General features: G+C 68.8%; 6 protein-coding genes. All 6 read left to right on the top strand.

The window, feature by feature from the left end:
• Positions 1–43: 43 nt before the first annotated feature.
• The 6 genes from ahcY (at position 44) to addA (ending at position 13,389) form a co-directional block, all read left to right on the top strand.
• Positions 44–1,444, top strand: coding sequence for an adenosylhomocysteinase (gene ahcY / locus AC1DZY_RS12490; protein ID WP_476820432.1), 1,401 nt, complete (start codon positions 44–46; stop codon positions 1,442–1,444).
• A gap of 456 nt (positions 1,445–1,900) precedes the next feature.
• Complete coding sequence (locus AC1DZY_RS12485; protein WP_476820431.1) at positions 1,901–4,327, top strand: sensor histidine kinase; 2,427 nt, start codon at positions 1,901–1,903, stop codon at positions 4,325–4,327.
• Positions 4,324–5,856, top strand: a complete 1,533-nt coding sequence (gene tsaE, locus AC1DZY_RS12480; RefSeq protein ID WP_476820430.1) for a tRNA (adenosine(37)-N6)-threonylcarbamoyltransferase complex ATPase subunit type 1 TsaE — start codon at positions 4,324–4,326, stop codon at positions 5,854–5,856. Before AC1DZY_RS12485 ends, tsaE begins: the two co-directional genes overlap by 4 nt.
• A 231-nt stretch (positions 5,857–6,087) precedes the next feature.
• Positions 6,088–6,831 (top strand): nucleotidyltransferase family protein, encoded by a 744-nt coding sequence (locus tag AC1DZY_RS12475; protein ID WP_476820429.1) that lies wholly within the window; start codon positions 6,088–6,090, stop codon positions 6,829–6,831.
• Positions 6,824–9,931: a double-strand break repair protein AddB gene (gene addB / locus AC1DZY_RS12470; RefSeq protein ID WP_476820428.1), complete on the top strand. Its 3,108-nt coding sequence runs from the start codon at positions 6,824–6,826 to the stop codon at positions 9,929–9,931. Before AC1DZY_RS12475 ends, addB begins: the two co-directional genes overlap by 8 nt.
• Complete coding sequence (gene addA, locus AC1DZY_RS12465) at positions 9,928–13,389, top strand: double-strand break repair helicase AddA (protein ID WP_476820427.1); 3,462 nt, start codon at positions 9,928–9,930, stop codon at positions 13,387–13,389. Before addB ends, addA begins: the two co-directional genes overlap by 4 nt.
• Positions 13,390–13,393 lie beyond the last annotated feature (4 nt).

Here is a 13,393-nt window from a genome sequence, read left to right as displayed (position 1 = left end):
AGACCCGGCCGTCATTACAGAACGAGCCAGTGGAGCACGCCCCGTGTCGAAATCCGATTACATCGTCAAGGACATCAGCCTCGCGGAATACGGCCGCAAGGAAATCAATATGGCCCAGGACGAGATGCCGGGCCTGATGGCCATCCGCGAAGAGCACAAGGGCAAGTTCCCGCTCAAGGGCGCGCGCATCGCCGGCTGCCTGCACATGACCATCCAGACCGCCGTGCTGATCGAGACGCTGACGGAACTCGGCGCCGATGTGCGCTGGTCCTCCTGCAACATCTTCTCGACCCAGGACCATGCCGCCGCCGCGATCGCCGCGACCGGCGTGCCGGTCTTCGCCATCAAGGGCGAGACGCTGGAAGAGTACTGGGAATACGTGCTCAAGACCGCGAGCTGGGGCGATGGCGGCACGCCCAACATGATCCTCGACGATGGCGGCGATCTGACCATGCTGATCATCCTCGGCGCGGAAGCCGAGGCCGGCAAGGCCGAGTTCCTCGACAAGCCGGGCAATGACGAGGAGACCATCTTCTTTGCGCTGATCAAGCGCGAGCTCAAGGCCAATCCGGGCTGGTTCACCAAGACGCGGGCCGCGATCAAGGGCGTCTCGGAAGAGACCACCACAGGCGTTCACCGCCTCTATGAGCTGGCCAAGGCCGGCCGCATGCCGTTCCCGGCGATCAACGTCAACGACAGCGTCACCAAGTCGAAATTCGACAACCTGTATGGCTGCCGTGAATCGCTGGTCGACGCCGTGCGTCGCGGCACCGACGTCATGATGTCGGGCAAGGTCGCCTGCGTCGCCGGCTATGGCGACGTCGGCAAGGGCTCGGCCGCCTCGCTGCGCCAGGCTGGCTGCCGCGTGATCGTAACCGAAATCGATCCGATCTGCGCGCTGCAGGCGGCGATGGAGGGCTACGAGGTCGTCACCATGGAGGACGCCGCCCCGCGCGCCGACATCTTCGTGACCGCCACCGGCAACCTCGACGTCATCACCGTCGACCACATGCGCGCGATGAAGCACCGCGCCATCGTCTGCAATATCGGCCATTTCGACTCGGAGATTCAGGTCTCCGGCCTGAAGAACTTCAAGTGGGACAACGTCAAGCCGCAGGTCGACGAGATCGAGTTCCCCGACGGCAAGCGCATCATCCTGCTCTCGGAAGGCCGCCTCGTGAATCTCGGCAACGCGACCGGACACCCGTCCTTCGTGATGTCCTGCTCGTTCTCGAACCAGACGCTGGCCCAGGTCGAACTCTGGAACCACCACGCCAAATACGAGAACAAGGTCTACACGCTGCCCAAGCACCTCGACGAGAAGGTCGCGGCGCTGCATCTGGCCAAGGTCGGCGCCAAGCTGACCGTCCTCAACGATGCGCAGGCCAAGTATCTCGGCCTGGCTCCGACCGGCCCGTTCAAGCCCGAGCTGTACCGCTACTGACATTCGGCAACGCCGAAATATCGACGAGGCCCGGTGTTCGCACCGGGCCTTTTTCTTTGCAGCAATGCGAGTCCTTTTGGCATCAGCCACTACTAATAGACTCGCAAAGGAGAACGGCTTCTACCTCTTGTTGCCTTCAGCGACTTCCGAGGGCGGATAGCAGAATCGCTCGATTTACAATCGATTAAGCACTTCCTGCCGGACTCCTCGGATGATTAGAGTGAGGCTGATTCGGGCCGGGCGCCTTTGCGCCGGCCGGATCGATGCTCTGATGTGATTGGCGTGGTGGCGGGCGTGCGTCGAGTCCAGAAGGGCGGCGTATCGACCGGTTCCGGGCTTGGTTTCTCCGATCTGCCCGGGTCACCGGGCAGCCCGACCCGCTGATCGATGATGATGGAAGCAAGGATGACACGGTCGAGGCGACAAGAACGAAGCGGCGGCTGGCGCGGCCGCGCCATGCTGCCTGGCCTCGCCGTCGCGCAGGCGCCCTCGGCCAGCCTTGCCCAGGCCGAATGGCTCGCCCCGATCCGCCCCGACCTTTTGAGCACCGGCACGTTATCGCTGCTGCTGGCCGGCCTCACCGTCTTCGCCGCGACGACCTCGCTGATCTATGTCCGCGAGCGCACGCGCTGGCACCGCCGCGAAAGCGAACTCGCCGGCGAGCTCGAAGCCGCGCGCGGTCATCAGGAGCGGCTGGCGGCCCTGCTCGCCGCCGACCCGCAGGTGGTGGTGAGCTGGAACGGGCGCGGCGCCGAGCCGATCTTCGAGGGCGACAGCGGTTTCCTCGGCGCGCCAGGCGCGGCGCTGGCTCTGGCCTATGGCTCCTGGGCGCCACCCGCCGACGCCAAGAAGCTCGAACTGGCGACCGATGCGCTGAAGGAGCGCGGCGAGGCCTTCGGGTTTACCCTGCGCGCCAAGGCCGGCGCCTTCATCGACGTCGAGGGCCGGCCCGTGGCCGGGCGCGCCGTGATCCGCTTCCGCGAGGTGACCGGCGAGCGCGCTGAAGTGATGACCCTGCGCGGCGAGCTGGAACGCGTCGGCTCCGACCATGCGGCGCTGAGCGGCCTGCTCGCCGGCCTGCCGCACCCGGCCTGGACGCGAACTCCGGATGGACGGCTGAACTGGTGCAACGCGGCTTATGCCCGCGCGGTCGAGGCCGCCGACGGCAGCGACGCTACCAGGAACGGCCTCGAACTGCTCGACCGGACCGAACGCGAGGACGCGGCGAAGGCCAGGCGTCAGAATCAGAGCTTCTCGGTGCGCGCGCCTGCCGTCGTCGCCGGCCAGCGTCGCACGCTCGACATCCTCGAATTGCCGACGGCGGTCGGTTTTGCCGGCATCGCGACCGATATGAGCGAGCTCGAGGCGGTGCGGGCCGATCTGCAGCGCCAGATGGATGCGCATGTGCGCACGCTCGACCGGCTGAAGACCGCGGTCGCGGTCTTCGACACAACCCAGCATCTGGTCTATCGCAACACCGGCTTCGATACGCTCTGGTCGATGGATTCGACCTTTCTCGACGGCCATCCCAGCGACTCGGAAATCCTCGACCGGCTGCGGGCCGAGCGCCGCCTGCCGGAACTCGGCGATTATCGCAGCTGGAAGGCCGGCGTGCAGGCGGCCTATACCTCGACGCGCGCCAATGAGGACTGGTGGTATCTGCCCGACGGGCGCACCGTCCATGTCGTCGCCAGCCCCAACCCTCAGGGCGGCGTGACCTATCTCTTCGACGACGTGACCGAGCGTTTCACGCTGGAATCGCGCTTCAACGCCCTGTCGCGCACGCAGCGGGAAACGCTCGACTCGCTGCGCGAGGGCGTCGCCGTGTTCGGCTCGGACGGGCGGCTCAAGCTCTCCAACCCCGCCTTCGCGCAGGCCTGGCGGATCCAGCCCGACCTCGCCAGCGCCGCGCCCCATATCGACGAGGTCGTCAGGCTGTGCCGGCCGCTCTTCCCGCAGGACGAGGTCTGGAGCGAGTTGCACAGCACCGTCACCGGCGTGCGCGACGCCCGCGAGGACTATGGCTGCCGGATGGAACGGCGCGACGGCACCGTGCTCGACTGCGCGGCCGTGCCGCTGCCGGACGGGGCGACGCTGATCTCGTTTGCCGACGTCACCGCGAGCGTGAATGTCGAGCGCGCCCTGACCGAGAAGAACGAGGCGCTGGAGAAGGTCTCGCGGCTGCGCGAGGATTTCGTCCATCACGTCTCCTACGAGCTGCGTTCGCCGCTGACCAACATCATCGGCTTCGCGCAATTGCTCGGCACCGAGACGATCGGCGCGCTGAACGAGAAGCAGCGCGACTACACCTCCCACATCGTGCGCTCGTCGGGCGCGCTGCTCGCCATCATCAACGACATCCTCGACCTCGCCACGATCGACAATGGCGCGCTGACGCTCGACCTCACCGAGGTCGACGTCGCCGAGACAATTTCGCAGGCCGCGGCCGGCCTGCATGACCGACTGACCGACAGCAAGCTGACGCTGCATGTCGATATCGCGCCGCAGACAGGGCCTCTGCGGGCCGACGGCAAGCGCCTGCGGCAGGTGCTGTTCAACCTGATCTCGAACGCGATCGGCTTCTCGACGCCGGGCCAGACCATCACGGTCTCGGCCGGCCGCGTCGGCGGCGATGTCCGCATCACCGTCGGCGACCAGGGCCGGGGCATTCCCGCCGAGGTCAAGGAGAAGGTGTTCGACCGTTTCGAGAGCCATTCGCTCGGTTCCAGCCATCGTGGCGTGGGCCTGGGCCTCTCGATCGTGCGCTCGATCGTCGAACTGCATGGCGGACGCGTCGAGCTCGATTCGGCGCCGGGACAGGGCACCCGCGTCACCGCCGTGTTCCCGTCGCAGGGCCTGCCGTTGTCGGACGCCGCCGAATGAGCCAATCGGGTGCGCAGCGTCTCGTGCTGCCGGATGAGGCGGCGACCGCGCGCCTTGCGGGTGATCTGGCCGCGATCCTCAAGCCCGGCGACATCATCGCCCTGTCGGGCCATCTCGGCGCCGGCAAATCGGCGCTGGCGCGCGCCATCCTGCGCGAACTCGCCGATGATCCGGAGCTGGAGGCGCCGAGCCCGACTTTCACGCTGGTGCAGAGCTACGACACGCCGCGCGGCCCCGTGCTGCATGCCGATCTCTACCGCGTCCGCTCGCCCGACGAGCTCGACGATATCGGGCTCGTCGAGGATCTCGACGCGATCGTGACGCTGGTCGAATGGCCCGACCGCGCGGGAACGCGGCTCCCAGCCGGCCGGCGGCTCGACATCGTGCTCGACGTCGACCCGGAGAATCCCGAGACCGGGCGCATCGCGACGCTTGCCGGCGGCGTGCTCTGGCGCCAGCGGCTGACGATCGCGCTGGCGACGCGCCGCCTGCTCGACGAGGCCGGTTGGGGCATGGCCAGGCGCGATTTCATGCAGGGCGACGCCTCGAGCCGCGCCTATGAGCGGCTGACCCGGCAGGATGGCTTGAGCGCCGTGCTGATGATTTCGCCGCCGCGTCCCGACGGCCCGGCAATCCGCCAGGGCAAGCCCTATTCGGCGATCGCCCATCTGGCCGAGACGGTCGACGCCTTCGTGGCGATGGATCGCGGGCTGGCCTCGCTTGGCTACTCGACGCCGGAGATCATCGCCGAGGACCTCTCGACCGGGCTGCTGCTGATCGAGGACCTTGGCCAAGAGCCCGTGATCGACGCGGACGGGCCGATCCCCGAGCGCTATGAGGCCGCGGCGCGCCTGCTCGCCGATCTGCACCGCCACACCCTGCCGACGATCCTGCCGGTGGCGGAGGCGCGCGACCATGTCGTGCCCGAGTATGACCGGGGCGCACTCGCGATCGAGACCGAGCTGATCCTCGAATGGTATGCGCCCCATATCGCCGGAATGACCCTGCCGGCGGTGACGCAGGCTGAATTCGGTCGGATATGGAACCGGCTCTTCGACGAAATCCTGGAAGCGCCCGCGACCTGGACGCTGCGCGACTTCCATTCGCCGAACCTGATCTGGCTGCCCGGACGGGCAAGCCACGCCAAGCTCGGGCTGATCGACTTCCAGGACGCGGTGCTCGGCCACCCGGCCTATGACCTCGTCTCGCTCGGACAGGATGCGCGAGTCGATGTGCCCGCCGGGCTGGAACTGCGGCTGCTCGCGGCCTATGGCGCGGCGCGGCGGGCCGAGGATGCCGGGTTCGACCTCGCGGCCTTCGCCCGCGCCTATGCGATCATGGGCACGCAGCGCAACACCAAGATCGCCGGCATCTTCGCCCGCCTCGACAAGCGCGACGGCAAGCCGGCCTATCTGAAGCACCTGCCCCGCATCGAGGGCTATCTGCGCCGCAACCTCGAACACCCCGCGCTCGAGGAGCTCAAGGGCTGGTATCAGGCGCATCTGCCCAAGCTGTTCGAGACCGGTTGATCGACCCGGACATCGGGCCCTCGTTCACACTCTCCCCGTCGTCCCGGACAAGCGGCGAAGCCGCGCCGATCCGGGACCCATTCCTGAACCTTTCCGGCAAGCGTTCCGGAATGGGTCCCGGGTCTCCCTTCGGTCGCCCGGGACGACGGCGCGAATGCGGAATCGGCAACAAGGACTTGGCCCAGCGCCACTCGCTTCTGATAAGTTGCGCCGACAATCAGGGAGATTCGCGTGACGCAAGCTGCTTCGCCTCCGATCCGCCACGCCATGGTGCTGGCGGCGGGACTGGGCCAGCGCATGCGGCCGATCACCGACACGCTACCCAAGCCGCTGGTCAAGATCGGCGGCAAGGCGATGCTCGACCATGCGCTCGACCGGCTGGCGGAAGCCGGCGTCGAGGACGCCGTCGTGAATGTCCACCATCTCGCGAGCCTGATCGAGGCGCATGTCGCCAGCCGGGCCCGCCCGCGCGTCACGATTTCCGATGAGCGGGCGCTCCTGCTGGAGACCGGCGGCGGTGTGAAGAAGGCCCTGCCACTGCTGGGCGAGCAGGCCTTCTTCCACGTCAATTCGGATTCGCTCTGGGCCGAGACCGGCGTGTCCAACGTCGCCGCGATGGCGCAGGGCTGGGATGCCGACCGCATGGACATGCTGCTGCTGCTGGCGCGCCGCGAGGGCAGCATCGGTTTCGACGGCCGGGGCGATTTCTTCCGAGACGAGGCCGGACTGCTGACGCGGCGTGGCGCGGCGGCCAGCGCACCTTATGTCTATGCCGGCGTCGCCATCATGAAACCCGAACTGTTCGCGGACACGCCCGACGGGGCGTTCTCGCTCAATCTCCTGTTCGACCGCGCCATCGCGGCGGGCCGATTGCATGGCCTCGTGCTCGAAGGCCAGTGGCTGCATGTCGGCACGCCCGAAGCGATCGCCCCGGCGGAAGCGGCCTTCGCCTCCGCGCAGGCTGTGCATGCCTGAACTCAACCTTTTCACGATTCCCGCCGGCGCGTCGTTTCTCGACACGCTGGCGCAGGCGATGGTGGAGGGGCGCTTCGGGACGGTCCATGACCCGGCCGACCCTGCGGCGATGGCGCGGACCACGCTTTATCTGCCGACGCGGCGCGCCGCTCGCGCCTTTACCGCTTGCCTGGCAGGGCGGCTCGACGGCAAGCCGCTGCTGCTGCCGCGCATCGTGCCGCTCGGCGATGTCGACGAAGCGGAGACGGCGCTGATTGGCGCGGGCGGATGGGACGGACCAAGGCTGGCGCCGATCGACCCGCTGGTTCGGCGCATGCTGCTGACACGGCTGGTCGAGGCGTGGGGCAAGACAGCCAACCGCAGCCATCTGAAGCTCGACCCGTCCGAACCCTCGCTGGTGCCCGCCACGTTGGCCGAGGCCTACGGGCTCGCGGGCGATCTCGCCGCCCTGCTCGACCAGATGCAGACGGAGGGCGTGGAGGTTGCGGCGCTCAAGATGCTGGAGGCCTCCCGCTTCGACAGGATCTGGCAGCTCAACGCGAGCTTCCTCGCGATTCTCGGCGAAACCTGGCCCGACATCCTCGCAAGCCACCAGGCCTGCGATCCCGCCGCCTTTCGCAACATCATGCTGGCCGCCGAACGCGAGCGGCTGATGACTGGGGGCGCAACCGGCCCAATCATCGCGGCCGGCTCGACCGGCACGATCCCCGCAACCGCGAGGCTGCTTTCGGCGATCGCAAGGCTGCGCAACGGCGCCGTCGTGCTGCCGGGGCTCGATCTCGATCTGGACGAGCGGGCGTGGGCGGCGATCGGGAAAGACCCGGCGCCGTCGCATCCGCAGGCGGCGCTGCATCACCTGCTGGAAACGATGGCGGCGACGCGGGCCGATGTCCGCACGCTCGGCGAGGCCGACGCTGCGCGCGCCGCCCGCGCAGGCCTGCTGCGCGAGGCGCTGCTGCCGGCCAGCGTTACCGACGCCTGGGCCGGCTTGAAGGCGCGAGGCGTCGATGAGGCGCTGGCGGCGGGCTTCGCCGGGCTGCGGCTGATCGAAGCCGGCAACGAGCGCGAGGAGGCGCTGACCGTGGCCATCGCCCTGCGCGAGACGCTGGAGACGCCGGGCCGGCAGGCGGCGCTGATCACGCCAGACCGGGGTCTGGCCGAGCGCGTCGCGGTCGAATTGCGGCGCTGGGGCGTCGAGGTCGACGATTCCGCCGGGCTGCCTTTGGCGCGCTGGCCAACCGGTGCGCTGCTGCGGCTGATTCTGGAGGCCGCGCTGGCCGATGCCACGCCGGCGAGCCTCGTCGCATTGCTGGCGCATCCACTGTGTCGGCTCGGGCTGGCGGCGGAAACGGTCCGCATGGGGGCGTCCTCGCTGGAAATCGGCTGCTGGCGCGGGGTTTCCGTGAGCGCCGGGCTCGATGGCCTGCGTACGGCTCTGACTGACTTGCCGGATCTGAAAAAGGATTCGCATGCGCCGGGGCCACGTCGGCGGTTGTCGGCGCAGGACGAGCAGGCCGCGGCGCTGGTTCTCGACCGCGTCTCCACGGCGCTCGGCCCGCTGATCGCGGCGCTTCATGCGGCGGACGCCTCGCTGGCGGGCGTCATTTCCGCCGCGAAAGCCGCCGTAACCGCGTTCTCGCGCGACGAATATGGCAACGAACGCGCCTTCGCGAACCCTGATGGCGAAGCCCTGTCGGGGCTTTTCGACGATCTGGCGGGCGCGGAGGCCGAGATGTCCGAGGGCGGCCGGGCCGCCGATTTCGTCGCGATCCTCGAAGGCTTGCTGGCCGAGCGCGTCGTCCGGCGGCCGGGAGGCGGCCATCCGCGCGTAAAAATCTGGGGGCTGCTGGAAGCGCGCCTGCTGGAGGCCGACCATGTCGTGCTCGGCGGCCTGAACGAAACGGTCTGGCCGCCGGAGGCAAAAACCGATTCCTTTATCAACCGGCCGATGCGGGCCGAGCTCGGTCTGTCGCCACCGGAGCGGCGCATCGGCCAGACCGCGCATGATTTCGTGCAGGCGCTGATGGCGAAGCAGGTGACCCTGACACGGGCGCGCAAGGCCGGCGAGGCGGAGACGATCGCCTCGCGCTTCTGGTTGAGGCTTCAAGCAGTGACGCCTGAGCCTTTGTGGACGAAGGCCAGTGCGGCCGGGGCGACCTTGCTCGGATTGGCGGAAGCGCTCAGCAGGCAAGCCGACGCCAAGCCGCTCAGTCGGCCCGCGCCAAGACCGCCGCGCGCGCTGCAGCCGCTTTCGCTGAGCGTCACCGATGTCGAGACGCTCTATCGCGACCCCTACCAGATTCATGCGCGGAAGATCCTGAAGCTCGATGCGCTCGACGACCTCATCGAGGATCCCAGCGCCGCCGATCGCGGCAGCCTGCTGCACGACATCGTCGCGGAGTTCGCGCAGACCTATCCCGAGCAGCTTCCGGCCGATGCCTATGGCCAGTTGATCGCCATCGGGGCGCGGCAATTTGCAGCCTTCGACGCGACGCCGGAGGTGCGCGCCTTCTGGTGGCCGCGCTTCCGCGTCACCGCCGGGCACTTCATCGGCTGGGAGGAGAAGCGGCGCGGGATGCTGGCGCGGGTCGCCGTCGAGCGCGGGACGTCGGCGCGTTTTGCGCTGGCCGATGGCGCGGAATTCAGGCTGAGCGGCCGGGCCGACCGCATCGAGATCACCCGCGAGCCACAGCTCCGGATCATCGACTTCAAGACCGGCGCGCCGCCGAGCAGGGCGCAGGTGGACAAAGGCTTTGCGCCGCAGCTAACGCTTGAAGCGGAGCTGGCGGCGCGCTCCGGTTTCCACGAAGTGATCGGCCCGACACCGGTCAAAAGCGTGATCTATCTCAAGCTGCATCACGATCCCAAGGGCTGGGCGAAGGACAAGCCGCTCGATTTTGGCGGCGAGACGCTGGCCGATGTCGCGGCTCGGCATCTGGAGCGCCTGCTCGGCCATCTCGATGCGCTTCGCACCGGCCGCGAGGCCTATGTCTCCCGGCGCGCGCCCGATTACATCAAATATGCCAGCGCCTATGACCACCTCGCCCGCGTCAAGGAGTGGGCGGCGGCCTCGGGCGGCGACGACGAGGGCGAGGCATGACGGCGGTTCGGATCGTTCCCGAGCTGACCAGACAGCGCCAGGCGCTGGCGGCAGACCCGCGCCTGAGCGCCTGGGTCTCGGCCAATGCCGGCTCGGGCAAGACCCATGTGCTGGTCAACCGGGTGCTGCGGCTGCTGCTGGCCGATATCGAGCCCGGCCGGATGCTCTGCATCACCTATACCAAGGCCGCCGCCGCCAATATGGCCAACCGCATCTTCAGGGCGCTCTCGGCGTGGGCGACGATGTCCGACGAGGATCTCGCGAAGGCGCTGGCCGAGCTCACCGCCGCGACCCCCTCGCCGGAGCGGCGCGACAAGGCGCGGCGGCTGTTCGCGCAGGCGCTGGAGACGCCGGGCGGGCTGAAGATCGAGACCATCCACGCCTTCTGCACGCGCGTGCTGCAATCGGCCCCGTTCGAGGCCAATGTGCCGCCGCGTTTCGAGGTCGCCGACGACCTCGCCCAGGCCGATATGATGCGGGAAGCCCGCCGCGAATTGCTGGCGCGCGTCGCCGACCACCCCGAAGGCGAGGAGGCCCGGGCGCTCGACCTGCTCGCAAGGCAGGCGGCGCAGGACACCTTCGACGCCGTGATGCAGGAGGCGCTGCGCCAGCGCGCGCTGTTTCGCGATGCCGACGGCCGGGCGCGGCAAGCCGGCGCGATGCGCCGGGGCATGGCGGCGTTCCTGATGATCTCGCCGGACCTCGCCGCCGAGGAGGTCATGGCAGGCTTCCGGCGCGAACTTTCGGCCGTCGACGGGCTGGCTGCGCTGATCGACGCGCTGCATGCCGGAAGCGCCACGCGCCAGACCCTTGCCGCGACATTGCGCTCGCTGCTGGCGGGACAGGATGACGGCGATCCGGTCGCGTTCTGTCGGCGCGGCTTCATCACCGAGGCCGGGACGATCAACGCCAATATCCGCGGCAAGGGCAAATCCGAGTTCGAGCCGGGACTGATCGAGACGCTGGAGACGCTCGCCGCAACGCTGCTTGCCGCGCAGGACCAGCTCAACGCGATCGCCATCCGCGATCGCAGCCATGCGCTGGCCGTGCTGGTGACGGGGATGCTCGCCTCCTACCAGCGCCTCAAGAGCGAGCGTTCGCTGCTCGACTATGACGACCTGATCGCGAAGACGCGCTCGCTGCTCTCCCGCGTCGAGGCGGCCTGGGTGCTCTACAAGCTCGACGCCGGCATCGACCACATCCTGCTCGACGAGGCGCAGGACACCAGCGAGGCGCAATGGGCGATCCTGCGCAAGCTCGCCGAGGAGTTCACGACGGGGCTGGGCCAGCGCGAGGAGAGCCCGCAGCCGCGCACGGTTTTCGCCGTCGGCGACGAAAAGCAGTCGATCTACGGGTTTCAGGGCGCCGCGCCGGCCGCCTTCGGCGAGGAGCGCCGGCGGCTTGAGCGAGGACTTGACGAAGCCGGCCAGCGCTTCGAGTCGGTGAGCCTCAACACCTCGTTCCGCTCGACATCGGACATCATGGCGGCTGTCGACGCCGTCTTCGCAATCCCTGAGCATGCGCGCGGCCTCGTCTTCGACGGGGCGGAGCGCCCCGAACTGCACGACACGGTCTGGCAGGACAAACCCGGCTGCGTCGATCTCTGGCCGCTCAGCGCCGACGATGATGGCGACAAGCCCGATGCCTGGACGACGCCGGTGGATGCGGTGGCGCGGCGCAGCGGCACGGCCAAGCTCGCCCTGCGCATCGCCGCGACGCTGGGACGCTGGACCAAGCACCGTCGCGACGATCTCGGCAATCCCTTCCAGCCCGGCGACGTGATGATCCTGCTGCGCAACCGTGGCGCGCTGTTCGAGCAGATCGTCAAGGCGCTGAAGGACGAAGGCGTGCCGGTGACCGGGCGCGACCGGCTGACGCTGGCCGACCACCCCGCCGTCGAGGATCTGCTCGTGCTCGGCCGCACGCTGCTTCTGCCCGAGGACGACCTGACTTTGGCGACGGCGCTGAAGACGCCGCTGATCGGGCTCGACGACGACGACCTGCTGCGGCTTGCGCCGGGGCGGGCGGGTTCGCTGCGGCAGGCACTGCGGCAGGCGGGCGAGAGCGAGCCGAAATATGCCGCGATCGAGGCCCGGCTGGTCGAGCTTGCCCGCAGGGCCGGGCGGGACGGCCCGTTCCGGTTTTTTGCCGGGCTGCTCGGACCCGGCGGCGGGCGCAATCTCGCGCTGGCGCGGCTGGGCAGCGAGGCCGGCGATGCGCTCGACGCCTTCCTCAGCGCCGCGCTCGACCATGAGCGGCGCCATGGCCCCTCGCTTGCGGGCTTCATCCAGCACATCGCCGGCACGGCGGCCGATGTGAAGCGCGATCTCTCGGCCAGCGCCGGCGAGGTCAGGGTCATGACCGTGCATGGCGCCAAGGGGCTGGAGGCGAAGATCGTGATCCTGGCCGATCTCGCGCCGGAGCCGGGAGCCCGGCGGCTGCCGAAGATCATGATGGTCACGCCACAACGCGGCGCACCTGTGCCGATCTGGCCGCCGGCCGGCGCCGAGGACAGCACCGTCACCGCCGCCGCCAAGGCCGCGATCATCGCGCAATCGGTCGAGGAGCATCACCGCCTGCTCTATGTCGCGATGACGCGGGCCGAGGACCGGCTGATCGTCTGCGCCGCGCAGCCCAAGGGCGAAGCACCCGAAGGCAGCTGGTACCAGATGATCGCGACCGGGCTTTCCGCGTCTGAGCCGGGCTTGCAGGAGGTTCCGGCGCCCGATGGCGAGGGCACGACCCAGCGTTTCATGATCTCGACGCCGCAGCCGCCGGAGACCGCCGAGGCGCGACAGGACAGCCGGGAAAAGGATGCGCCGGCCTGGCTGACCTGCCCCGCACCCGCCGAGGCCGAGCCTGCGCCGCCCCTGAAACCGTCGAGCGCGCTTTCCGCCGCTGACGGCTTGGAGCGGCCGGCCGACGGACCTTTTCTCGCGGCCGCCGCTGCCGCCGGCCGGCTGGCGCATCTGCTGCTGCAGATCCTGCCCGACGTTTCACCAGCACGCCGCAGGGAAACCGCGCAGGCGCTCGCGGCGGTGCGTGGCAAGGCCTTGCCAGCCGCGCGCCGCAACAGAATCGTCGACGATGTGCTGGCGCTGCTCGCCGAGCCCGATTTGTCCTTGCTGTTTGCGACGGGTTCGCTGGCCGAAATCCCCTTGACCGGCGCGATCTCGCTGCCAGACGGGCAAAGGCGCGCGATTTCCGGGCAGATCGACCGGCTGGCGGCGACGCCCGATGAGGTCGTCATGGTCGACTTCAAGACCGCTGCCAACCCGCCCCGCAATGCTGCGGACATCCCCCATGCGACGCTCGCCCAGATCGCGATCTACCGGGCCCTGCTCGCGCAAATTTATCCAGGCCGGACGATTCGCGCGCTGCTGGTCTACACGGCGACACTCGGCGTTCTGGAGCCGCCGCCAGACCGGCTCGACGCCATCCTCGCCGAGTTGTCGTGACAAC

The organism is Allobosea sp. P2_A10 (assembly GCF_056405115.1).
This window is presented reverse-complemented; position numbering and strand designations above follow the sequence as displayed.

Excerpts from the sequence above, each read along its gene's own strand:
- tsaE (WP_476820430.1), top strand. The coding sequence starts at position 4,324 with ATGAGCCAATCGGGTGCGCAGCGTCTCGTGCTGCCGGATGAGGCGGCG.
- addA (WP_476820427.1), top strand. The coding sequence starts at position 9,928 with ATGACGGCGGTTCGGATCGTTCCCGAGCTGACCAGACAGCGCCAGGCG.
- addB (WP_476820428.1), top strand. The coding sequence starts at position 6,824 with ATGCCTGAACTCAACCTTTTCACGATTCCCGCCGGCGCGTCGTTTCTC.
- AC1DZY_RS12485 (WP_476820431.1), top strand. The coding sequence starts at position 1,901 with ATGCTGCCTGGCCTCGCCGTCGCGCAGGCGCCCTCGGCCAGCCTTGCC.